Here is a 23444-nt window from a genome sequence, read left to right on the forward strand (position 1 = left end):
GGTCCGTCATGCGGCTGACCAGCCATGTCACGCTCGTCGCCAGCGGTGCGTACGGGTTCGATCTCACCGACCCGCTGGACTGCCATGTCTATCTGGTGCGGGGCGCACGGCACAGCGCGCTCGTGGACGCGGGGGCCGGCCGGTCCGCCGACACCATCGTGCGCGCCGTCCGTGCCACCGGCGCCGACCCCGCCCATCTCCTCCTCACCCACGGCCACGCCGATCACGCGGGCGGAGCCGCCGCGCTCGCCGAGCGGCTGCCCTGTCTGCGGGTACGGGCCGGTGCCGAGGCGGTGGCCTGGATCGCGGCGGGCGACGAACCGGGCGTCAGCCTGGACCGGGGAAAGGCCGCCGGCTACTACCCGGACGACTACACCCTCACCCCCTGCCCCCAGGTCGAGCCCATGGCCGACGGTGAGGAGATCGACCTCGGCGGCGGTGTGGTCCTGAAGGCCGTCGCGACCCCCGGCCACGCGGACGGCCACCTCTGCTACCACCTGCGCACCCCGGACCACCGGGCACTGTTCTCCGGGGACTGCGTCTTCACCGGGGGCCGCGTCTCCCTGCAGAATCTGCATGACTGCCGCGTCCCCGAGTACGCGGCGAGCCTGACCCTGCTGGCCGCGCTCGACGTCGACGCGCTGTTCCCCGGCCACCACGAGATCTCGCTCGCCCGTGCCGGGCGGCACCTTCAGGCCGCCGGCGACACCGTCGCCCGTGGACTGCTGCCGAGGAGTACGACATGACCACCACCCCCGGAGCCCCCGCCCGCCGCAACCAGGCGTCCTCGCTGCGCCGGGCGCTGACGGTCCTGGAGCACATCCGCGACCACGCCGGCAGCGGCCGGGGCATCTCGCTGACCCGGCTCGCCGAGGAACTCGGCATCAACAAGAGCACGGTGCTGCGGCTGGCCGCGCCGCTCCTGGAGGCCGATCTGCTGGTCCGCGACCGGGAGACGGGGTGGTTCCGGCTCGGGCACGGCACCCTGCGGCTCGGCCAGGCCTATCTGTCCTCGCTCGACCTGCGGACCGTGGCCACCGAGCCGCTGCGGCTGCTCCAGCACGCGGTGGGGGAGACCTGCCACCTCGTGGTGTACGAGGCGCCGGACATCGTCTACATCGACAAGGTCGAGAACGAGACCAACGTCCGGATGGCCTCCCGGGTCGGCAGCCGGGTCCCCGCCTACCGCACCGCCGTGGGCAAGGCCGTCCTCGCCTGGCTGGGCGAGGAGGAGTTCCGGGTCGTCGTCGCCGCCGGAATGCCGCAGGTCACCCCGCACACGACGACCGACCCGCAGCGGCTGCGCCTCGAACTGGACCGGGTCCGCCGACAGGGCTACGCCATCGACGACCGGGAGAACGAGCCCGAGGTGCGGTGCGTCGCCGCGCCCGTGTTCGACCACACCGACGCGGCCGTCGGCGCGGTCAGCGTCTCCGGGCTCACGACGCGGATGACTCCGGCGCGGGTGCGGGAGGTCGGGCCCATGGTGGTGCGTACGGGGCTGGAGATCTCGCATGTGCTGGGGTCGTCGCGGCTGCGGGACGGCAGCCGCTGACGGCGAGCCGCACATCGATTCAGGCCCGCGCTCCCTGGGGCGTCGGTCGCCCAACCTTGTTCGAACGGAGCCGCATGGCCACCTCCACCTCCACCGCCACCTCCACCGCCTCGGTCTACGTCTTCGTCGAAGACCTGCGTGCCGAAGGCGTCGACACCGTGCTCGGCCGGATCCTCGACGACCACGGCTGTGACACGGTCACCGTCGCCGCCGCCTACCACCAGGCGCGGGACGTCACCCCGCACGGTCCGGCCCGGGTCACCCTGCGCCGAGACGGGACCCACTTCGTGCCGCCCGCCGACCTGTTCGCGGGGCTGCGGCTGGTGCCTCCCGTGCAGGCGGGCGCCGAGGAGGAGCCGTTGCGCGGGCTGCGCCGGCGTACGTCCGAGCGGGGGGCGGCGCTGCACGGGTGGACCGTGTTCCTGCACAACACCACCCTGGGCCTCGCACACCCGGACGTCACCCAGCTGAACTGCTTCGGCGACCGGGCGGCCCCGGCCGACCTCTGCCCGGCCCACCCGGACGTGCGGGCGTACGCGGTGGCGCTGGCACGCTCGGTCGCACGCGCCGGGGTGGACGAGGTGGTCGCCGAGTCCCTGCACTACGGCACCTTCGGCCACGGGTACCACCACGAGCGCGACTTCGTGGCCCTGGGCCCGGTGGAGGAGTTCCTGCTCGGGCTCTGCTTCTGCCCGTACTGCGGGGAGCGGGCGGAGGCCGCCGGGGCGGACGCGGAAGCCGCGCGGACCGAGGCGGCCCGGCTGGTGGGCCGGGCGCTGGACGGAGCGGACCCGCGGGCCACGGCCGAGCCGCGAGCCATGACCGTGGCGGACCTGCCCGGGTCCGTAGCCGCCTACGTCCGCACCCGTACCGACACGGTCACCTCGCTCGCGGCGGACGTGGCCGACGCGGTGGCGGAGGAGGGATCGCGGCTCGTCTTCCTCGATCTGACCGGTGCGGTGAAGGGGTACGCGGACGGCCGGCCGACGGGCGCGCCCGCCGTCGACGAGGCCTGGCGGATCGGCGTCGACGCGGCGGCCGTGAGCGCCGTCGTCCCCGGCTACGCCGTGCTCGCGTACGCCCGGGACCCGGAGCGGATCGCGGCCGATGTCGCCGCCTACCGGGCCGCGCTGCGGGAGGGCTGTTCCCTGCGGGCCGTGCTGCGACCGGGAGTTCCGGACACGGACTCCGCCGAGTCGCTGGCGGCGAAGACCGCGGCGGCCACCGGGCCGGGCGGGGCCGACGCCGTGGACTTCTACCACTACGGACTCGTGCCGTTGCCGGTGCTGGACCGCATCCCGGTGGCGCTCAAGGCGCGGCGCTGAATCCGTAGACGTATTCCGGTCGTCCCGAGGCGAATTACGGCGGGAAATTCGTGGTGACCCTGTGGAGATCGTGCAACTGTCCGTGGCCCGGTGGCGCTTTATCGGCTTTTCGGTGTCGATTCGGACCTGGTGGATCGATGGCCGAAGGGTTGCGGCGGATTCCGTCGTGCCGTAGTTACGTGAATCATGAACCTGTTCACCCGTGCTGCGTCGCTGCGCCGCCCGGCAGCCCCCACAGCCTCACAACTCCCCCACGAGTCCCCGGCTTTCGCTTCCCATGGCTCGGCCGACCCCGCGCTGGCGATCCTGACCGGCGAATGGATGATCGACGCGGCGCACAGCCGTATCGGTTTCTCCGTCCGACATGCCCTGGTCACGACGGTGCGCGGGGCCTTCACCGAGTATCAGAGCCGGCTCTACTTCGACGGCCGTGATCCCGCTCGTTCACGCGCCGAAATAGTTCTGTCCACCGCTTCCGTGGAAACCGGAGTGGAACAGCGCGACGCCCATCTGATGGGCCGTGACTTCCTGGACGCCGCGAGCTATCCACGTATGCGCTTCGTCAGTACGGCGGTGCGCCTGGTCGGCAACGACGTCTACCGCATGGCCGGTGAACTCACCATCAAGAGCATCACCCGGCCCGTCGATCTGGAACTCACCTACATAGGGCATGTCATGGACCCCTTCGGATACGAGCGGGTCGGCTTCGACGGGACGACCACCATCAACCGTTCCGAATGGGGTCTCACCTACAACCAGCGGCTCGCGGAGGGCGGTGCCATGGTCAGCGAGAAGGTGCGCCTGCAGTTCGACATCGCCGCGATCCGCTCGATTCCCGGCGGCTGACGGCCCGTTCCGCCCGCTCCTGGGGGTCCGGCGGTCGCCGGACCCCCACTTTTGAACACGTTCAAGGAGGGGCGTACGCTCATGCCATGAGCGACAGAGCCGCCCTGTTGAAGGGCATCCGTGCGTGGCTGGTCTTCTTCGTCGTCTGTCTGGTGCTGAGCGGCGCCACCGCGTTCCCCCTGGTCCACGAGTTGCGCTGGACCGAGGAGTTGCTGCGGTCGCTGTCCGTGGGGGAGCACCTCCCGGCCCTCATGGAGTGGATCGAACGCGTCCGCGCGGGTCTCGACGAGGCCGACGCCGAGTACCCCTTCCTCCTCTACGGCACGGACTGGCTGGCCTTCGCCCACCTGGTGATCGCCGTGGCCTTCTACGGCCCCTACCGCGACCCGGTCCGCAACATCTGGATCATCGAGTTCGGCATGATCGCCTGCGCCGGCATCGTCCCGCTGGCCCTGATCTGCGGGCCGATCCGCGGCATCCCCTTCTGGTGGACGGTGATCGACATGTCGTTCGGGGTCTTCGGGGTGATCCCGCTGTACGTCGTCCGGCGGCGGATCAAGCGGCTGGAGGCGCTCACCGGCGGCTGGGACGAAAAAACTGTTATCCCGGCCGCGTCCGTCCCGTCTCCGTAGGCAGCGCGAGCGCGGTGTGATCTCCGCCTCGGAGGTTCCCCACGTCGCGGGGATGGCTGAGAAGGTACGGAACACGGCCGGGTGACCAGGGTGAGGCCGGCGGGACCGGAGGGAACGTACGTGGACGGGCGGCAGTGGCGCTCCACCATCGCGGCCGCGCAGGCGGGGGACCGGCGCGCCCTCGACGAACTGGTCGAGGGCTGGCTGCCGCTCGTCTACAACATCGTCGGCCGCGCCCTCAACGGCCACGCCGATGTCGACGACGTCGTGCAGGAGACCATGCTGCGTGCCGTCGACAACCTCGGCACGCTGCGTGATCCGGACAGTTTCCGCTCCTGGCTGGTCGCCATCGCCATGCGGCAGATCCGGGACCGGGCCCGCCGTCGCACCGCCGACCGGCTCGACGACTCCGCCGCCCACGACGCCGCCGACTTCGCGGAACTGACCGTGCTGCGGCTGCAGTTGGAGGGGCAGCGCAAGGAGGTCGCGGAAGCGGTCCGCTGGCTCGACGACGAGGACCGCCAGCTGCTGTCGCTGTGGTGGCTGGAGGTCGCGGGCGAACTCACCCGGCGGGAACTCGCCGCCGCCGTCGGCATCAGCAGGCAGCACGCCGCCGTACGGGTGCAGCGGATGAAGGCCCGACTGGAGACCGCGCGCGGCATCGTCCGCGCCCTCGACTCCTCCTGCCCCGACCTGGGCGGGGTCACCGCCCGCTGGAGCGGACGGCCCGACTCGGTGTGGCGCAAGCGCATCGCCCGGCACATCCGGGGCTGTGCGCGCTGCGACGGCCGCCCCGGTGAGGTCGTCGTCCCCGCCGAACGCCTCCTGGTCGGCCTCGCCCTGGTCCCCGTCCCCGTCGGCTTCACCCTGTCCCTGGCGCTCGGCGGCAAGACCGCCGCCGCGGCGACGGCCGCGACCGCCTCGGTGGGCTGGTCCGCCAAGATGCTCGGCGTCCTCACCAAGCCCGCCGTCGCGGTGACGGCGGGCGCGACCATCGTCGCCGGGGGCGCGTACGTCGTCACCAAGCCCTCGGAGGACCGGCCCGCGCAGGCCGCGCCCACCGCGCTGAGCACGGCCCGCGCGCCCGCGCCCGCCGTGCCCCGGAGCCCGTCGCCCTCCGTCTCCCCGTCCCCGTCGTCCTCTCCGTCGCCCTCCGCCTCGCCGTCGCCGACGAAGAAGCGGGACCTGTACGGCACCGTCGTGGACGCCCCGGACGAGGCACCGGACCGGAACACCCCGCCCGGCGCCCTCCCGCGCCGCCCCGGGTCAGGCGTGACCAGCAGCGGCGGCGCGCGGACCGTGATGAACCACCGCGGCGACCACGTGACGTTCACCGGCGAGGGCTACGTCCTGGTCCGCTGGCAGATCTCGCCCCAGTACCGGCCGGGCGGCCTGGTCATGCCGGCCTGGACAGGGCTCGACGGCAAGCTCTTCCACGTCGCCTCGGGCGGTGGCCGGCGCATGGACGACCCGACCTCGGCCGACGGGAAGACCTCCGGCATGGGCGGCCCCGACACCGGCTACACCGTCCTGCCCGACGGCACCCAGCAGATGTGGCAGAACGAGTACTTCTACCTCGACGGCACGGTCACCCTCACCCAGAACGAACGCGGCGCCGACTACGGCATCACCGTCGCCCCCTCCACCTGGGACGCCGTCACCGAGGACATCACCTACGGCCCCGACCGGGGCGCCCTCCGCTACGGCCTCGTGCGCGACGACGGCAAGGACTCGGCACCCGTACCGCAGTACGTCACCCGGGAGAAGCCGGCGGACGCGGCGACCGTGGCGCAGCGGTCGGAGGTGTAGGGGAGCCGGCGGTGAGCCCGACGCGGGACGCCGCCCGCTCGCCCGCGCGTCCGCTCGTCCTAGAGGTGGCGCCTCAGCGCGCACAGGGCGTCGACGCGGTTCGTCGTGATCGAGTCGACGCCCAGGTCGATCAGCCGCCGCATGGAGCGGCGGGTGTCCGGGGTCCAGACGGAGAGCAGGTGGCCGCCGCGGTGGATCCGGTCGGCCAGCGGGCGGGTGACCAGGCCGAAGCGGTAGTTGAGCCAGCGCGGGCGGATCGCGTCGAGGAGGGCCGGGCGGGGTGGGGCGAGGGTCTTCCAGGTGAGGGCGATCTCGGCGGTGGGCGCGGCGGCGCGGACGGCCAGCATGGCGGGCGGGTCGGCGCTGTAGTACACACGGTCCTCGGCGTCGCATTCCTGTACGACGCCGAGGATCTGCCGTACCGCCCGCGCGTTCACCGGGCCCGGCAGGTCCACCATCACCCGGCTGTCCTTGGTGGCGAGCAGCGCGTCGGCCAGCGTCGGCACCCCGTCGGCCGTCAGCCCGCGCAGCTCCGCGGCGGAGAGCGCGGCCAGCGGCCTATCCACCTCCCAGAGCCGCTCCAGTGTCGAGTCGTGCAGCAGGACGGGCACGCCGTCGCGGGTCGTCCGCACATCGAACTCGACGGCGTCCGCGCCCAGTTCGAGCCCGGCCCGCAGGGAGTCGAGCGTGTTCTCACGGTGGCGGTAGGGGGCGCCGCGATGGGCGACGGCGGTCACGGTGCGCATGGTGGTTTCCGGTGCCGATCGGGTCTGGTCTGGACGGGGCGGGTCAGGGGGTCAGCCAGGCCGAGGTGTAGGTGTCGATCTCGTCGGAGAGCCGGGCCTTGCCGGGCCCGTCGAGGAAGGACGCCTCCACGGCGTTCCTCGCGAGGGAGGCGAGTCCCTGCTCGTCGAGTTCGAGGAGGCGGGCGGCGACCGCGTACTCGGTGTTCAGGTCGGTACCGAACATCGGCGGGTCGTCGGAGTTGATCGTGACCAGCACCCCGGCCCGCGCGAACTCCTTGACGGGGTGCTCGTCGAGGGTGCGGACCGCGCGCGTGGCGATGTTCGAGGTCGGGCAGACCTCCAGCGCGATCCGGTGCTCGGCGAGGTGCTCCAGCAGCTTCGGGTCACCGGCCGCGCTCGTCCCGTGGCCGATGCGCTCCGCGCGCAGCACGGTCAGCGCGTCCCAGATCGTCTCGGGCCCCGTGGTCTCGCCGGCGTGCGGGACGGAGTGCAGCCCGGCCGCGATCGCCCGGTCGAAGTACGGCTTGAACTGCGGCCTGGGTACGCCGACCTCGGGCCCGCCGAGCCCGAACGACACCAGCCCCTCCGGCCGCAACCGGTCGTCGGTGGCGAGCCGGACGGTCTCCTCGGCGGCCTGGAGCCCCGCCTCGCCGGGGATGTCGAAGCACCACCGCAGTACGGTCCCGAACTCGGCCTCCGCCGACTTCCGCGCGTCCTCGATCGCCTCCATGAAGGCCCGCTCGTCGATGCCGCGCCGGGTGGAGGAGTAGGGCGTGACGGTCAGCTCGGCGTACCGGACCTGCTGCCGGGCCAGGTCCCGCGCCACCTCGAAGGTCAGCAGCCGGACGTCCTCCGGGGTGCGGATCAGGTCCACCACGGACAGATACACCTGGATGAAGTGGGCGAAGTCCGTGAAGGTGAAGTAGTCCGCGAGCGCCTCGGGGTCCGTGGGCACCTGGGAGTCGGGGTGGCGGGCGGCGAGTTCCGCGACGATACGGGGGGAGGCGGAGCCGACGTGGTGCACATGCAGTTCGGCCTTGGGCAGACCGGCGATGAAGCCGTGCGGGTCGCGGGTGCCGAAGGCGCCAGACACGGTGGACGCGGCGGAGACCGCGGGGGGCACGGGCACGCCCTGCGTGGTGCGGTGGTCGGTCAAGGTTCCTCCCCGGGAACGGCGTCCGCCCCGGAGCGTGGTCTGCGCCGGGGGACGCGGGTGATCGGCTGATCGATGACTCGGGATCATCGTAGGCGGCGATCCGCCCGCCGGGCCCCGGGCCTTAGCATGACCGAACGTACAGCCGATCGCGTATGACGGAAAAGGCGAAGCAGATCGTCGCAGATCTACGCGGAATGGCACGGAACGCTGCGGAACACTACAGGGGGACCCATTCATGCCGTCCGACGAGGCACCGATTCCCAGAACACCGGCCGACCCGCAGCCGGACCCATGGGCACCGCCCCAGACCGACACCGGGCTGCCGCCGACGGTGGTCGACGGCGCGACGCTCCCGACCGTGACCGATGACGCGGTCCCGCTGACGGTGGTCGACGGGGCCGCCCTGCCGACCGTGGTCGACGACGCCGTCCCGACCACGGTGGTCGACGGCGCCACGCTGCCGACGATGACCGACGACGCCGTACCGCCACGGGTGGCGGGCGGTGCCGAGCTGCCGACGGTGGCCGACGGGGTGACCCTGTCGACCGCGCCGGCCTTGGCGACCCCGCCGGGCGCCGTCCAGCCGCCCGAGGACGCGATACCCACCCCGACGATCGCCCTGGACAAGCCGATCGCTCCGGCGATGGGCGGCGACTCCGGCGCGACCGGGGACTCCGGCGCGTCCGCCGGGGCCGTCGCCCCCGCCGGGCCCGGGCCGCACGCACCGGCCCCGCCGCCCTGGTCGGCCCCGTCCGCCGCCGGCGCCGCTCCGGCCGCCCGCGACCCCTGGGCCCCTCCGGCCGACACCCCGGCGCAGGGAAACCCGGCGCCCGCTCCTGTGCCCTCGGTGCACGACCAGCGGACGGTCATGGCCATGCCGGGGGTGGACCCGGCCGGCCCCAACCCGTTCGCCCCGCCCGCACCGGGCGCCTCCCCCATGCCCGGCGCACCCCACGCGTCCTATCCGTCGCCCGCGCCCGGCGCCGCCTACGCCACGCCCCCCGTCGGCGGCGCCGTACCGCCCCCGCCCATCGGTCCCGAGGGGCCCGGCCAGGTCCCGTACGGCTACCCGCAGTACCCGGGGTACCCGGGCGCCCATGCCCATCCCGGTGCCGGCTACCCCGCCCCCGGCGGCGGCTACGCGTGGGCCCCGATGGCGCCCCCGCCCAGCAACGGGATGGGGATCGCGGCGATGGTGCTCGGGATCTGCGCCGCCGTGCTGTTCTGTCTGTGGCCGCTGGCGATCCTGCTCGGGATCATGGCCATGATCTTCGGCTTCATCGGCCGGGCCAAGGTCCGCCGGGGCGAGGCGACGAACCCGGGGCACGCCCTCGCCGGGATCATCTGCGGTGTCGTCGGCATCCTGCTCGGCATCGGCTTCATCGTCCTCATCGTCCTGGCGTCCAACAGCGACGGCTACGACTCGGACACCGACCCCTTCGACGACGGCTACTCCACGTCACTGTCCTTGGCGCTGCAGAGGGGAGAGGGCGGCGTGTAGCGCGCCGTCGGAGGGGCGGGGCTGACATCGCGGGCGCCCACCGCGCGGGCGCGACCAGCCGCACGCGACCAGCCACAGCGGACCCGCGGTCGCCCACGCTCCCTCGCCTCACTCACACTCAACCTTCGGAGTCGCCGGCCCCCGCGAGGCGGTCGCGCGCCGCCATCAGCGCGAAGCCCAGCAGGTTCGGACCCCGCCACCGCGCGGGGTCCGACGCGCGCTCGTCGTCCGCCGCGAGGCCGATCCCCCACACCCGGTCCAGAGGGCTGGCCTCGACGAGGACGCGGTCGCCCGTGCCCAGCAGGAACGCCCGCAGATCCGCGTCGGCCGCGAACTTGTGGAAGCTGCCCTCGGCGACGACGGCGAAGCGCTCCCGCTCCCACACGGCGTCGTCGAAGCCGCGCACCAGTCTGCCGATCTTCTTGGCCTGCGCGGGTCCCGCCGCGGCGACCGCCTTGCGCTCCGCCTCGGTGTCCCCGAACAGCCGGGCCTTCGACGCCATCATCCAGTGCTCGGCCGTCGCGTACTCCACGCCGTCGACCGTGAACGGCGACGGCCACCACTGGCTCAGACAGCTCGCGCCGATCCGGCCGTCGGGCAGCGGGCGGTGTCCCCAGAAGTGCAGGTACTTGATCCTCGCCCCCGAGCGGACCGCCTCCGTCAGCGTGTCCCAAGAATCGATCTTCGTCATGTCGAAGAGTCTGGCAGCCACCACTGACATTCCGTCCTCGATTTCCTGTCCCGACTGGACACCTGGTCGACAGATTCCGTCGCGTAACCAAAAGGCAACAACGGAATCACTTGTTGGTGCCGCATGCCTCTGTCAGGATCGGCACTCAAATCGAGCTGGAGCTACGCCACCCGCCCCCGGGGACAGAGGGGGCGCCGGCGGAGGAGAGCGACATGCAGAACCCGGGCACCGCGACCCCGGACCGATTCCCCGCACAGGACCGCTTCGCGGTCGGCGCGCAGTACATCGCCGGCCGCCTGACGAAGGGCACATCGGGCCGCACCCACACGGTCGTCGATCCCGCGACGGGCGACGAGGTCCTCACTTACGAACTGGCCGGCACCGACGACGTGGACGCGGCCGTAGCCGCCGCCCGCGCGGCGTTCCCCGGCTGGGCCGCCACCACCCCCGGTGAGCGGTCGGACGCGCTGCACCGCTTCGCCGCGGTCCTGGCCGACCGGGCGGAGGAGTTCGCACGGGCCGAGTCCCTGCAGTGCGGGAAGCCGCTCAAGCTGACCCGTGAGTTCGACGTGCCCGGCACCATCGACAACACCGCGTTCTTCGCGGGCGCCGCCCGGCACCTCCAGGGCCAGTCGGCGGGCGAGTACTCCGGCGACCACACCTCGTACGTGCGCCGGGAGCCCATCGGCGTCGTCGGCTCCATCGCGCCCTGGAACTACCCGCTGCAGATGGCCGCCTGGAAGATCCTCCCGGCGGTCGCCGCGGGCAACACGATCGTCCTGAAGCCCGCCGAGCCGACCCCGCTGACCTCGCTGCTCTTCGCACAGGCAGCCACCGACGCCGGAATCCCCGACGGTGTGATCAACATCGTCACCGGGACCGGCAAGGTGGCCGGTGAGCACCTCGTCGGCCATCCCGACGTGGTCATGACCTCCTTCACCGGCTCCACGGCCGTCGGCAAGCGGGTCGCCGAGATCGCCACGGCCACCGTCAAGCGCCTCCATCTGGAACTGGGCGGCAAGGCCCCGTTCGTGGTGTTCGACGACGCCGATCTGGAGGCCGCCGTGCACGGGGCGGTCGCGGGCGCCCTCATCAACACCGGCCAGGACTGCACGGCCGCCACGCGCGCGTACGTGCAGCGGCCCCTCTACGAGGAGTTCGTCGCACGGACGGCCGCCCTCATGGAGACCGTCCGGCTCGGCGACCCCTTCGCCCCGGGCACCGACCTGGGCCCGCTGATCTCGCACGTCCAGCGCGACCGGGTCGCGGGGTTCGTCGAGCGGGCACGCGCGTACGCGCGCGTGGTGAGCGGGGGAGAGGCTCCCCAGGGGGAGCTGAAGGACGGCGCCTACTACCGGCCCACGCTCGTCGCGGACGCCGCCCAGGACTCCGAGATCGTCCAGTCGGAGATCTTCGGGCCGGTGCTGGTGGTCCTGCCCTTCGACAGCGACGACGAGGGCATCCGCCTCGCCAACGACACCCCGTACGGCCTCGCCGCCTCCGCCTGGAGCCGGGACGTGTACCGGACGAACCGCGCCACCCGCGAGATCAAGGCGGGCTGTGTGTGGATCAACGACCACATCCCGATCATCAGCGAGATGCCGCACGGCGGCTACAAGGCCTCCGGCTTCGGCAAGGACATGTCCTCGTATTCGTTCGAGGAGTACACCCAGATCAAGCACGTCATGTTCGACAATACGGCGATCGCCAGGAAGGACTGGCACCGCACGATCTTCGGGGACCGCTAGCCAGCCCGGGGACCGGCCGTCCGACCCCCGGCCGGTCCCCGCCCACCCTCCCGAAAGGGCACCTCCGAAAGGGCATCACGCGCATGGAGCAGTACGAGCCCGACCGCCTGTCCCCGGCCCAGGTGGCCGCCGTGCGGCGCGGCGCCAGGAACGGCCGGGCCGCCCTCACCCGCCGTTCGCTGCTGCGCGCCACCACCGGCGGCGCACTCGCGATCGGCGGGCTCGGCGCGCTGAGCGCCTGCGGCATCCCCGCGGCGAAGAACACCTCGGGCGGCTCGTCCGAGGACCACTCGGCCAAGGAGAAGGAGGTCAACTTCTCCAACTGGACCGAGTACATGGACGTCGACGACAGCGGCAAGCGCCACCCCAGCCTGGACCAGTTCACCCGGCGTACCGGCATCAAGGTCGACTACACCGAGGACATCAACGACAACGTCGAGTTCTTCGGCAAGATCAAGCCGCAGCTCGCCGCCGGCCAGGACACCGGCCGCGACCTCATCTGTGTCACCGACTGGCTCGCCGCCCGGCTGATCCGCTTCGGGTGGGTGCAGAAACTGGACGCGTCGAACCTCCCGCACGCCTTCTCGAACCTCTCCCAGCAGTTCCGCGACCCCGACTGGGACCCGGGGCGGGCCTACTCCTACCCCTGGCAGGGCATCTCGACCGTCATCGCCTTCAACAAGAAGGCCCTCGACGGCGAGGAGGTCACCTCCGTCTCCGACATGCTCGACAACCCGAAGCTGAAGGGCCGCATCGGCTTCCTCTCCGAGATGCGCGACAGCATCGGGATGACCCTGCTGGACATGGGCAAGGACCCGGCGACGTTCACCGCCGACGACTACGACGCGGCGATCGCCCGCCTCCAGAAGGCCGTCGACCAGGGCCAGATCCGCCGCTTCACCGGCAACGACTACACCTCGGACCTCACCAAGGGCGACCTCGCTGCCTGTGTCGCCTGGGCCGGTGACGTCGTCCAGCTCAAGGCCGACAGCCCGGACGTCGACTTCGTCATCCCCGACAGCGGCTACATGACCTCGACCGACAACCTGCTGATCCCGAACAGGGCCCGGCACAAGACCAACGCCGAACGGCTCATCGACTACTACTACGAGCCGAAGCCGGCCGCCGAACTCGCCGCGTACATCAACTACGTGTGCCCGGTCGACGGGGTGAAGGCGGAGCTGGCCAAGATCGACCCGGACGCGGCGAACAACCCGCTGATCATTCCCGACGCGGCCATGGCGGCCAAGTCGCACGCCTTCCGCTCCCTGAGCCAGAAGGAAGAGACGGCGTACGAAGAGAAGTTCGCGAAGCTGACAGGGGCGTGACGAGGACGATGACCAGCAAGAAGAGCACAGCCGAGGGCAGCGGCGACGTCCGTCTCTCCGGCATCGGCAAGACCTACGGCTCCTTCACCGCCGTGCACCCGCTCGACCTGACCGTGCCGGCCGGTTCCTTCTTCGCCCTGCTCGGCGCCTCCGGCTGCGGCAAGACCACCACCCTGCGCATGATCGCGGGCCTGGAGGAACCTTCCTGCGGAACCGTCCGGCTCGGCGACCAGGACGTGACGAACCTGCCCCCGTACAAGCGGCCGGTCAACACCGTCTTCCAGTCGTACGCCCTCTTCCCGCATCTCGACATCTTCGAGAACGTCGCCTTCGGACTGCGCCGGCGCGGCATCAAGAGCGTGAAGAAGCAGGTCGAGGAGATGCTGGACCTGGTCCAGCTCGGCGAGCAGGCGCGCAAGAAGCCGCACCAGCTCTCCGGCGGCCAGCAGCAGCGCGTCGCCGTCGCCCGCGCCCTCATCAACCACCCGAAGGTCCTGCTCCTCGACGAGCCCCTCGGCGCCCTCGACCTCAAGCTGCGCCGGCAGATGCAGCTGGAGCTCAAGCGCATCCAGACCGAGGTCGGCATCACGTTCGTCCATGTCACCCACGACCAGGAGGAGGCCATGACCATGGCCGACACCGTCGCGGTGATGAACGGCGGCCGGGTCGAGCAACTCGGCTCACCCACCGACCTGTACGAGAACCCGCGGACCACCTTCGTCGCCAACTTCCTCGGCACCTCCAACCTCATCGAGGCCGAGGTCGACTCGAAGAACGGCGGCGACATCGTGCTCAAGGCGGGCGACGGCAAGCTCGTCCTCCCCGAGGCACGCTGTCCGGCGCCCGCCACGGCCGGCGGCAAGGTCCTCGTCGGCGTCCGCCCCGAGAAGATCACCCTCACCCACGCCGACGACGCCGGGGAGATACCGGCCGGCCGCAACCGCGTCACCGGCACGATCGCCGCCACCAGCTTCATCGGCGTCTCCACGCAGTACGTGATCGACAGCGCGGTCTGCCCCGAGTTCGAGGTGTACGTCCAGAACATCGACCGCGACACCCGGCTCGTCCCCGGTGCCGAGGTCGTCCTGCACTGGAACCCCGCGCACACGTTCGGTCTGGACGCCGCCCAGGACATCGACGCGGGCGTGGACGAGGGGGCGGCCGTCTGATGTCGACCGGAACCCTCACCGAGGCCGTGGCGCCACCGCCCCCGCCCCTCGCCCCCGCCCCGGCCACCGGGAAACCACCCCGCAGACGGGGCCGCTGGACGCCGTATCTGCTGCTCGCGCCCGGTCTGATCTGGCTGCTGGTCTTCTTCGCGATGCCGATGGTCTACCAGGCCTCCACGTCCGTGCAGACGGGCTCCCTGGAGGACGGCTACCGGGTCACCTGGCACTTCGCGACCTACTGGGACGCGCTGAGCGAGTACTACCCGCAGTTCCTGCGCTCGGTGCTCTACGCGGGCACCGCGACGGTCCTGTGCCTGCTGCTCGGCTATCCGCTGGCGTATCTGATCGCGTTCCGCGCGGGCCGCTGGCGCAATCTGATCCTGATCCTGGTGATCGCGCCGTTCTTCACCAGCTTCCTGATCCGCACCCTCGCCTGGAAGACGATCCTGTCGGACGGCGGCCCGGTCGTCGGCGCCCTCAACACCCTGCACGTCCTCGACGTCACCAGCTGGCTCGGCCTCACCGCCGGGGACCGGGTGCTCGCCACCCCGCTCGCGGTGGTCTGCGGCCTCACGTACAACTTCCTGCCGTTCATGATCCTGCCGCTCTACACCTCCCTCGAACGCATCGACGGACGGCTGCACGAGGCGGCCGGCGACCTCTACGCCAGGCCGTTCACGACGTTCCGCAAGGTCACCTTCCCGCTCTCCATGCCGGGCGTCGTCTCCGGCACACTGCTCACCTTCATCCCGGCGAGCGGCGACTACGTGAACGCCGAACTCCTCGGCTCCACCAACACCCAGATGATCGGCAACGTCATCCAGAGCCAGTTCCTGCGGATTCTCGACTATCCGACAGCGGCGGCGCTCTCGTTCCTTCTCATGGCCGCGATCCTGCTCATGGTCACCGTCTACATTCGCAAGTCCGGGACGGAGGATCTGGTTTAAATGGCCTTCGTCAACTGGCTCAAGCGCCGTCTCGTCGTCATCGCGGGACTTCTGACGCTCGGATATCTGCTGCTGCCGAACGTCGTCGTCACGGTCTTCTCCTTCAATCAGCCGAAGGGCCGTTTCAACTACGAGTGGCAGGAATTCTCCACGGCCGCCTGGACCGACCCGTGCGGGGTCGCCGACCTCTGCGGCTCGCTCTCGCTCAGCCTTCAGCTGGCCGCCTGGGCGACCCTCGGCGCGACCGTCCTCGGCACGATGATCGCCTTCGCGCTGGTCCGGTACCGCTTCCGCGCGCGGGGCGCCGTCAACTCGCTGATCTTCCTGCCGATGGCGATGCCCGAGGTCGTGATGGCCGCCTCCCTGCTCACCCTTTTCCTGAATCTGGGTGCTCAGTTGGGATTCTGGACGATCCTCATCGCCCACATCATGTTCTGCCTCAGCTTCGTCGTGGTCGCGGTGAAGGCGCGGGTGATGTCGATGGACCCGAGGCTGGAGGAGGCCGCGCGCGACCTGTACGCCGGGCCCGTGCAGACCTTCGTCCGGGTCACCCTGCCGATTGCCGCCCCGGGCATCGCGGCGGGCGCGCTGCTCGCCTTCGCGCTCTCCTTCGACGATTTCATCATCACCAATTTCAACGCGGGTTCGACCGTCACCTTCCCCATGTTCGTCTGGGGCTCGGCACAGCGCGGCACACCCGTCCAGATCAATGTCGTCGGTACGGCCATGTTCCTGGTCGCCGTACTGTTCGTGGTGGCCGGAATGGCCATCGGAAATCGCAGAAAGAAGCAAAAGGCATAGGACCGCCATCGGTTCCGCTGCCTCTGTCGGCTCTGTAGGGAGTTGAAATCATGGCCCCAAGCGCCATGAACCGCTGGACGAAGTCTCTTTCCGACGCACAGCCGGTCCCGTACTGGCTCGAAGACCCCGGCAAGCCCCACCCCGAGCCCGCGCTCACCGGCGCCGAGACCTGCGATCTGCTGGTCGTCGGCGGCGGCTACAGCGGACTGTGGACCGCGCTCAACGCCAAGGAGCGCGACCCGCAGCGGGATGTCGTCCTGCTGGAAGGCCGCGAGGTGGGCTGGGCCGCCTCCGGCCGCAACGGCGGCTTCTGCGCCGCCTCCCTCACCCACGGCCTGGCCAACGGCCTCGCCCGCTGGCCGGGCGAGATCCACAAGCTGGAGGAGCTGGGCGCCCGCAACCTCGACGAGATCGAGACCGCGGTCGCCCGCCACGGCCTGGACTGCGACTTCGAACGCACCGGTGAGATCGATGTCGCGACCGAGACCTACCAGGCCTGGGAACTGCGCGACTGGTACGACGAGATCGCCCGCAAGGGCCTCGCCGACGGCATAGAGTTCCTCGACGCCGACGCCGTCCGCGACCAGGTCGCCTCACCCACCTTCGAGGCCGGGCTGCACGACCGCCGGGGCGTCGCCATGCTGCACCCCGCGAAGCTCGCGTGGGGCCTCAAGCGGGCCTGCCTGCGGCTCGGCGTCCGCGTGTACGAGCACACCCCCGCGCTGAACCTCAAGGCGTACGGCACCGGCATGGCCGTCCGCACCCCCTACGGCCAGGTCCGTACCCGGCAGGTGGCGCTCGGCACCAACATCTTCCCCAGCCTGGTCAGGCGCGTCCGCGCGTACACCGTCCCCGTCTACGACTACGCCCTGATGACCGAGCCGCTCACCGACGGGCAGCTGGCGTCGATCGGCTGGAAGAACCGGCAGGGGCTCGGCGACTCCGCCAACCAGTTCCACTACTTCCGGCTCAGCGCCGACAACCGGATCCTGTGGGGCGGTTACGACGCGGTGTACCAGTACGGCGGCCGGGTGCGCGCCGAGTACGACGACCGGCCGGAGACCTACGCCAAGCTCGCCGACCACTTCTTCACCTGTTTCCCGCAGCTGGAGGGCGTCCGCTTCACCCACGCCTGGGGCGGCGCCATCGACACCTGCTCCCGCTTCTCCGCGTTCTTCGGCACCGCCCACCAGGGCAGAGTCGCCTACGCGGCCGGCTACACGGGGCTCGGTGTGGGCGCCACCCGGTTCGGCGCGGACGTCATGCTCGACCTGCTCGCGGGCGAGCGCACGGAACGCACCGAGCTGGAGATGGTCCGCCGCAAGCCGCTGCCGTTCCCGCCCGAGCCGTTCGCCTGGACCGGGATCGCCCTCACCAAGTGGTCCCTGGCCCGCGCCGACTCCCACGCGGGCCGCCGCAACCTGTGGCTGAAGGCCATGGACCGGCTCGGGCTGGGCTTCGACAGCTGACACGGGGAGGTCCGCAAACCCCGGTCGGTGGGGCGTGAAGGCGCACATGTGATCAACGGGCGTACGCCCGGCCGGACCGTGTTACCTCATTCACCACCAAGAAGTGGTCGGAACCCGCGTAATGCAGGCCCCCAACCTCTGTCTGTGCTCCTGACGCGAAACCGCGTCCGACGGAGCTCTAGAGAGAGGAAGGTCCCTGTCATGACTGGGGCCAAGACGGCGGCCGAGTGGCTGGCATCCGTATCACCGGATCCCGAGGCCTGCCGCTGGGAGTGGGAGCGCAACCCCCTGGGGGTCGCCCTGCTTCCGGCGGGCAGGGCCTGGGACGTGCTGATCCTGCCGGGCACACTCGGCTATCCGACGCTGGACGTCCTGACCCGCATCATCGACCAGCCCGGGCCGGTGCTCGTCGACTTCGGCGACGACCGCATGGGGTTCTTCGTCCCGCCGGGCACGGCCTCCCGGTGGCTCGGCACGGGCGTGCGCAGCGCGGGCCGCGGCACCTGGATCGTGGTGCCGTACCCGGGCCGGCAGACCGGTGGCGTCCGCTGGCTGATCCCACCGGACGGCAGCGGCACCCTCACCGACCCGGCCCTGCTCGAACTGGCCATGCACGAGGCGGCGGCGAACCTGGCCAGGGACGAGAACCGGTAGCCGGGGGCTGACCGCCCCACGCCGTGAGGCGGCCGTCCCCCGGCCGCACCGCGCGCTCGTCGGCCGCCCGTGCGGCCGACGCGGACACCGCCCGGCGGGGGTCCGCCCGAAAGTGGTGGCGATGCCCTCACCCGGAGGACCGGCGCACCCGGAACCACAGCGAGGAGAGCAGCACCGCGCAGACGCACCAGCTCGCCAGCACGTCGAGCGGCCAGTGGTAGCCCTGGCGCACCAGGCCGAAGCCGACCCCGATGTTCAGGACCACCGCGAGGACGACGACCGCGCGGCGCGCGGGGGCGCCGCGCAGCAGGGGCAGCAGAAGCAGCACGGCACCGCCGTACGCGATCGAGGCGGTCGCGGTGTGGCCGGAGGGGTAGAAACCCGTGCCGGGGCCCATGACCGGCGGGCCCGACCGGGCGATGAGCTCTTTCAGCGGGACGACCCACAGGGGCACGGTGACCATCAGGACCGCCGCCGCGGCGGACGGCCGCCACCAGTGGTCCCGACCGGTGGCACGCGCGCGCCACCCCACGTACAGCAGTACGGCGGCGAGGACCGGGACGGCGACCGTGACGTTGCCGAGGTCGGCGAGGAACTGGGTGGGGGCGCCCCGGTGGACCAGGGAGTCGCTGAGGCGTTCGTCCGCGCGGGCCAGCGGGCCGTGCGCGAGGACCTGCCAGGTGATCAGCGCGAAGAGCAGGGCCGGAAGGCCGAGAAGGAGGAAGGCGGCGCGGCGGCCGGAGGGGATGGTCGGCCACCCCCGAACAGGGGGGGTGGTTCGGGGGCGGCCGTCCGGATCGGTGTGCCGCACGCCCCGGGGGGTTTGGGACGCGCGGCCATCCGATCGGTGAGGAGATCCGGAGCCGGAAGCTCCGGGTGTGTGCGCGAGGGCACGACCAGGGCGAAGCTGGGGAGGCCCCGACCCTGTGTCGCCCACAGTCCCCTGTGGGCGGGGTGTATCTCTCATCTGCGTAAGAACCTACGGCAGGGAACGCGGTGACGACAGGCGGAATCGGGACCCGTCATGCACCTTGCACACCTTCTTCACGCGGTCCGACGCTTGTCCACAGGGACCGGAATCCGGCCCCGGATTCCGCTTCCGCGCGGCGTGGGACGGCGGAGGCGGGTGGGGGACCGGCGGGCCACCCGGGCAGGGGATTCCGTATGCGAGCGCCCTGCGGAATCGGACACTCGCACACGGGTCGGAGGCGTTTCGGACGCGCGTCAGATACCGGCGAACGCCTGCTCGATGATGTCGAGGCCCTCGGTCAGCAGGTCCTCGCCGATCACCAGCGGCGGCAGGAAGCGCAGCACGTTGCCGTAGGTGCCACAGGTCAGGACCAGCAGGCCCTCCTGGTGGCAGGCCTTCGCCAGCGCGGCGGTCGCCTCCGGGTTCGGCTCCTTCGTCGTACGGTCCTTGACCAGCTCGATGGCGATCATGGCGCCGCGGCCCCGGATGTCGCCGATGACGTCGTACTTCTCGGCCATGGCGGTCAGGCGCGCCTTCATGACGGCCTCGATGTGCTTCGCCCGGGCGTTGAGGTCCAGCTCCTTCATCGTCTCGATCGAGCCGAGGGCGCCCGCGCAGGCGACGGGGTTGCCGCCGTAGGTGCCGCCGAGGCCGCCCGCGTGCGCCGCGTCCATGATCTCCGCGCGCCCGGTGACCGCGGCGAGCGGGAGACCGCCGGCGATGCCCTTGGCGGTGGTGATCAGGTCCGGGACGATGCCCTCGTCCTCGCACGCGAACCACTGGCCCGTGCGGCAGAAGCCGGACTGGATCTCGTCGGCGACGAAGACGATGCCGTTGTCGGAGGCGAACTGCGCGATCGCGGGCAGGAAGCCCTTGGCGGGCTCGATGAAGCCGCCCTCGCCGAGCACCGGCTCGATGACGATCGCGGCCACGTTCTCCGCGCCGACCTGCTTGGCGATCTGGTCGATCGCCTGCGCGGCGGCCTCGGGGCCGGCGTTCTCCGGACCGGTCGGCCAGCGGTAGCCGTACGCCACCGGGACGCGGTACACCTCGGGCGCGAACGGGCCGAAGCCGTGCTTGTACGGCATGTTCTTGGCCGTCAGCGCCATCGTGAGGTTGGTGCGCCCGTGGTAGCCGTGGTCGAACACGACGACGGCCTGCCGCTTGGTGTACGAGCGGGCGATCTTCACCGCGTTCTCGACGGCCTCGGCGCCGGAGTTGAAGAGCGCGGACTTCTTGGCGTGGTCGCCCGGGGTCAGCTCGGCGAGGGCCTCGGCGACGGCGACATAGCCCTCGTACGGGGTGACCATGAAACAGGTGTGCGTGAAGTCCTGGAGCTGGGCGGTGGCCCGGCGGACGACGGCCTCGGCGCTGGCGCCGACGCTGGTGACGGCGATGCCCGAACCGAAGTCGATCAGCCGGTTGCCGTCGACGTCCTCGATGATGCCGCCGCCCGCGCGCGCGGTGAACACCGGAAGCACCGACCCCACGCCCGCCGCGACCGCGGCGACACGGCGGGCCTGCAGCTCCTGGGACTTCGGTCCGGGGATGGCGGTGACTACGCGGCGCTCCTGAGGAAGTGCGCTCATGTGGGGCTCCTGGGGTCTTGCGGACGGGTCTGACGGACGCTTGTCTTCTTTTCTCGCAGGCTAGGGCGGGGGCCGGTGGGTGGGCATGCTCCATGTGGGCGTTGTCGGGTGTTCGTCTTGTCCGGGTTGGACAGGGACGAACGGTGGGCACGGGTGTGCGCCCGGCCGCGTAATACGGTGAGCACACGGGTCCACCCGGCCGCGTAAGCGGTGAACTCCCCTTGCGGGGGCGTTAGATTGGCTCGCTGATGGTGGACGGAACGGCTGGTCAGGGGGCAGGCGCGATGAACAGCGACGGGACGCGGGACGCGCGGGGCACGCATGCGAATCCTGTGCCGCGCCCGACGGGGTCGCCGGAGATGCCTTCGGCGCCTCCTCGGCCCTCGCGCGCACCAGGGGTTCCCCCGATGCCGGACGGGGCTTCCTTCCTCGCCTGGCTGCGGGCACCGAGGCCGGACGTGGCACCTGGTGTGTGGCGGTTCGGGCACACGCCGCGCCCCGACGAGGAACCCGACGAGATCCCGAAGCGGCAGCTGCTGGGCGGGGCCCTCATCGCGTTTCTGGTGGGCTGGCTCCTCTGGTCGCTGCTGCAGAACGGCTATCTCGGCTATTGGTGGTGGATCCCGCTCGACCTGATCGCCCCCGACTCCTGGCAGGGAGGCTCCGGAGAGGGAGGCCAGGTCGGCACCTTCATCCTGTACCGGGGTTACGAACTGCTCGTCGCCCTGATCATCTTGGTCGCGGTGGCCCGGCTCGGCCGTTGGGGCGAGGTGTGGCGCCGTTTCGTCGTTCCGCGCTTCCGCGGCCGGCCGCCGGAGCAGGCGACGCCCGCTCCCCAGGACGACCCCGCCCAGTGGAACCAGCTCCGGGAGGCCGGGGCCGGGGAGGCCGCCGAGCGGCTGGTGGCCGAGGCGGGGGCCGGGCTGATGCGGGACGTGGACCACGCGCGGATCATGCGGGCGTGGCAGGGCGTGCGCAGCGGGCGGCACAGTCTGGCGACGTTCACCGGGGCGGTGCTGAAGGACGGGGCGGCGGCGTGTCTGCACCCCTCCGGGGAGCGGGACCTGCCGGCCCGGCTCGCCCGGCACGACATGGTCACCGGGCAGGTCCGCCTGGGCGGCACCGTCGACGACCCGCGCAACCCCTACGCCTACCGGGGCTCGGGCCTCGCCCTGGGACCCGAGCTGCTCGGCACGTCCCTGCTGGCCGTCGGACCGGCGGGGTCGGGGAAGACGGGCAGTGTGGTGTGGCCCGTCGCCGAGTCGCTGTGTCTGCACGCGCTCGCCGGGCGGGCCGCGGTGGTGGTCGTGGGCGCGGCGGGGGCGGGGCTCGGACCGGCCGACGCGTACGACGTCGTCGTACGGATCGGGAACCCGCAGTCCGTGTACGACCTCGATCTGTACGGCGGCACCACGGACCCCGACGAGGCGGCGGCCGTGCTCGCGGAGGCGCTCGTCGGTGATCTCGCCGACCCGCATCCCGGCGGTGACAGCCGGCGCTCCACCACGGTGCTGGCCCAGTTGCTCGGACCGTTCCGGGCGGTGCACGGGCGGTTCCCGTCGGTGCCGCAGCTGCGGCAGCTGCTGGACGGCGCCCCCGGTCCGCTGGGCGAGCTGCGCCGGGCCCTCCAGGACGCGGGGCAGGAGTCGCTGCTGCGGGAGCTGGACGCCCGGGAACGCCAGCTCGGGCACCCCGGGGACGTCGGCTCCGTGCTGGCCGACCGGATCGCCCTCCTCGACCGGCCCGCGTTCGCCGGGTTCTTCGACACTTCCGGCCAGTCCCGGCCCTTCTCCCTCAAGGCCCTCGACCACCCCGTCCGGGTCCGGATCGACCTCCCCGAACGCGGCCACGCCGACGCCTCGCGCATCCTGGCGCGGCTGGTGCTCGCGCAGTTCACCGCGAGCGTCGCCGTCCGGGAGGACCGGTCGCTCTTCGCCTGTCTGGTGCTGGACGACGCGACCGGGGTCGTCACCCCGGAGGCCGTCCGCGGCATCCAGCGGCTGCGGTCCGCGGGCGCGGGCGCGGTCCTCACCCTGCGCACCCTCGACGACGTGCCCCGGCCGTTGCGCGGGCCGCTCCTCGGGGCCACCGGCTGCCGGATGGCGCTGTCCGGGCTCACGCCGTGGGACGGGCAGGACTTCGCCGAGGTGTGGGGCAAGGAGTGGACCGAGGCGCGGGACGTCACCGACCGGCAGATCATCGCCGACTCCCCGGCGGGCAAGGCCTGGCACGCGCTGCGCCGGATGATCACCGGCCACGCGCCCACCGCGCGGGCGGTGACCGTACGGCAGGTGGAGCGGGAGCGGTGGTCCGCCTCCGAACTGGCGCACGGTGTGCCGCCGGGGCACGCGGTCCTGTCGCTGACCACCGTGCGGGGCGAGCACGCGCCGCCGCTGCTGGTGGATCTGCGGGGCTGAGCGAGTGGGCGGGGTGGGCCGAGGGGCCCTGGACGGCGGTCCGGCACGGCGTATGTTCTGAGCCATTCGGGTGGGGGTGTGGGGGGCTTGT

The 23444-nt window shown here is 71.7% G+C and carries 19 protein-coding genes and 1 pseudogene; 15 read left to right on the forward strand and 5 right to left on the reverse strand.

Annotated elements, in window-relative coordinates; all coding sequences use genetic code 11:
• The first annotated feature begins 8 nt into the window (after positions 1 to 8).
• From J8M51_RS21060 to J8M51_RS21085, 6 genes are all read left to right on the forward strand, one after another.
• Positions 9 to 746, forward strand: a complete 738-nt coding sequence (locus J8M51_RS21060; protein WP_267299375.1) for an MBL fold metallo-hydrolase — start codon at positions 9 to 11, stop codon at positions 744 to 746.
• Positions 743 to 1555, forward strand: a complete 813-nt coding sequence (locus J8M51_RS21065) for an IclR family transcriptional regulator (protein WP_216589196.1) — start codon at positions 743 to 745, stop codon at positions 1553 to 1555. The genes J8M51_RS21060 and J8M51_RS21065 overlap by 4 nt, the downstream gene beginning before the upstream one ends.
• 74 nt (positions 1556 to 1629) lie before the next feature.
• The gene (locus J8M51_RS21070) at positions 1630 to 2880 is read left to right on the forward strand and encodes a hypothetical protein (protein WP_086763571.1); all 1251 of its coding nucleotides are present in this window, start codon (positions 1630 to 1632) and stop codon (positions 2878 to 2880) included.
• A gap of 186 nt (positions 2881 to 3066) precedes the next feature.
• Positions 3067 to 3726, forward strand: coding sequence for a YceI family protein (locus J8M51_RS21075; RefSeq protein WP_086763569.1), 660 nt, complete (start codon positions 3067 to 3069; stop codon positions 3724 to 3726).
• Positions 3727 to 3812: 86 nt separating this feature from the next.
• Positions 3813 to 4358: a hypothetical protein gene (locus tag J8M51_RS21080; protein ID WP_086763567.1), complete on the forward strand. Its 546-nt coding sequence runs from the start codon at positions 3813 to 3815 to the stop codon at positions 4356 to 4358.
• Between the two features lie 81 nt (positions 4359 to 4439).
• On the forward strand, positions 4440 to 6167 hold the full coding sequence (locus tag J8M51_RS21085) for a sigma-70 family RNA polymerase sigma factor (protein ID WP_398856575.1): 1728 nt from the start codon (positions 4440 to 4442) through the stop codon (positions 6165 to 6167).
• A gap of 59 nt (positions 6168 to 6226) precedes the next feature.
• Here the strand turns inward: J8M51_RS21085 and J8M51_RS21090 are convergent, their stop codons facing one another.
• Both J8M51_RS21090 and J8M51_RS21095 read right to left on the reverse strand, forming a co-directional pair.
• Positions 6227 to 6913 (reverse strand): glycerophosphodiester phosphodiesterase, encoded by a 687-nt coding sequence (locus J8M51_RS21090; protein ID WP_086763563.1) that lies wholly within the window; start codon positions 6911 to 6913, stop codon positions 6227 to 6229.
• A 43-nt stretch (positions 6914 to 6956) separates the two neighbouring features.
• Positions 6957 to 8169 (reverse strand): annotated as a pseudogene (locus J8M51_RS21095) (adenosine deaminase).
• A 135-nt stretch (positions 8170 to 8304) separates the two neighbouring features.
• Between J8M51_RS21095 and J8M51_RS21100 the strand changes: the two are divergent.
• Positions 8305 to 9570 carry a DUF4190 domain-containing protein gene (locus J8M51_RS21100; RefSeq protein WP_267299376.1) on the forward strand — a complete coding sequence of 422 codons (1266 nt, stop codon included), beginning with the start codon at positions 8305 to 8307 and terminating at the stop codon, positions 9568 to 9570.
• A 118-nt stretch (positions 9571 to 9688) separates the two neighbouring features.
• Here the strand turns inward: J8M51_RS21100 and J8M51_RS21105 are convergent, their stop codons facing one another.
• Positions 9689 to 10291 carry an NADAR family protein gene (locus J8M51_RS21105; RefSeq protein ID WP_086760668.1) on the reverse strand — a complete coding sequence of 201 codons (603 nt, stop codon included), beginning with the start codon at positions 10289 to 10291 and terminating at the stop codon, positions 9689 to 9691.
• 182 nt (positions 10292 to 10473) lie between these two features.
• Between J8M51_RS21105 and J8M51_RS21110 the strand changes: the two genes are divergently transcribed.
• The 7 genes from J8M51_RS21110 (at position 10474) to J8M51_RS21140 (ending at position 18377) form a co-directional block, all read left to right on the forward strand.
• Positions 10474 to 12009, forward strand: coding sequence for a gamma-aminobutyraldehyde dehydrogenase (locus tag J8M51_RS21110; RefSeq protein WP_086760670.1), 1536 nt, complete (start codon positions 10474 to 10476; stop codon positions 12007 to 12009).
• Between the two features lie 83 nt (positions 12010 to 12092).
• The gene (locus J8M51_RS21115) at positions 12093 to 13337 is read left to right on the forward strand and encodes a polyamine ABC transporter substrate-binding protein (protein ID WP_086762648.1); all 1245 of its coding nucleotides are present in this window, start codon (positions 12093 to 12095) and stop codon (positions 13335 to 13337) included.
• An 8-nt stretch (positions 13338 to 13345) separates the two neighbouring features.
• A complete protein-coding gene (locus J8M51_RS21120; RefSeq protein ID WP_267299377.1) occupies positions 13346 to 14506 on the forward strand; it encodes an ABC transporter ATP-binding protein in 1161 nt (386 codons plus the stop codon).
• On the forward strand, positions 14506 to 15453 hold the full coding sequence (locus tag J8M51_RS21125; protein ID WP_267299378.1) for an ABC transporter permease: 948 nt from the start codon (positions 14506 to 14508) through the stop codon (positions 15451 to 15453). Before J8M51_RS21120 ends, J8M51_RS21125 begins: the two co-directional genes overlap by 1 nt.
• Positions 15454 to 16254, forward strand: coding sequence for an ABC transporter permease (locus tag J8M51_RS21130; protein WP_086758508.1), 801 nt, complete (start codon positions 15454 to 15456; stop codon positions 16252 to 16254).
• A 50-nt stretch (positions 16255 to 16304) separates the two neighbouring features.
• Complete coding sequence (locus J8M51_RS21135) at positions 16305 to 17723, forward strand: NAD(P)/FAD-dependent oxidoreductase (RefSeq protein WP_086758510.1); 1419 nt, start codon at positions 16305 to 16307, stop codon at positions 17721 to 17723.
• Between the two features lie 201 nt (positions 17724 to 17924).
• Positions 17925 to 18377 (forward strand): hypothetical protein, encoded by a 453-nt coding sequence (locus J8M51_RS21140; RefSeq protein ID WP_086758512.1) that lies wholly within the window; start codon positions 17925 to 17927, stop codon positions 18375 to 18377.
• A gap of 127 nt (positions 18378 to 18504) precedes the next feature.
• Here J8M51_RS21140 and J8M51_RS21145 read toward each other — a convergent pair whose 3' ends face one another.
• Together J8M51_RS21145 and gabT are read right to left on the reverse strand one after the other, a co-directional pair.
• Positions 18505 to 19188, reverse strand: a complete 684-nt coding sequence (locus J8M51_RS21145; RefSeq protein WP_267299379.1) for a phosphatase PAP2 family protein — start codon at positions 19186 to 19188, stop codon at positions 18505 to 18507.
• A 413-nt stretch (positions 19189 to 19601) separates the two neighbouring features.
• The gene (gene gabT, locus J8M51_RS21150; protein WP_086762716.1) at positions 19602 to 20936 is read right to left on the reverse strand and encodes a 4-aminobutyrate--2-oxoglutarate transaminase; all 1335 of its coding nucleotides are present in this window, start codon (positions 20934 to 20936) and stop codon (positions 19602 to 19604) included.
• 284 nt (positions 20937 to 21220) lie between these two features.
• On the opposite strand from gabT, the gene J8M51_RS21155 reads away from it, so the two are divergent.
• Positions 21221 to 23353, forward strand: a complete 2133-nt coding sequence (locus J8M51_RS21155) for an ATP-binding protein (RefSeq protein ID WP_179203453.1) — start codon at positions 21221 to 21223, stop codon at positions 23351 to 23353.
• Positions 23354 to 23444: the final 91 nt, after the last annotated feature.

Source organism: Streptomyces griseiscabiei (assembly GCF_020010925.1).
GTDB classification, from domain to species: domain Bacteria; phylum Actinomycetota; class Actinomycetes; order Streptomycetales; family Streptomycetaceae; genus Streptomyces; species Streptomyces griseiscabiei.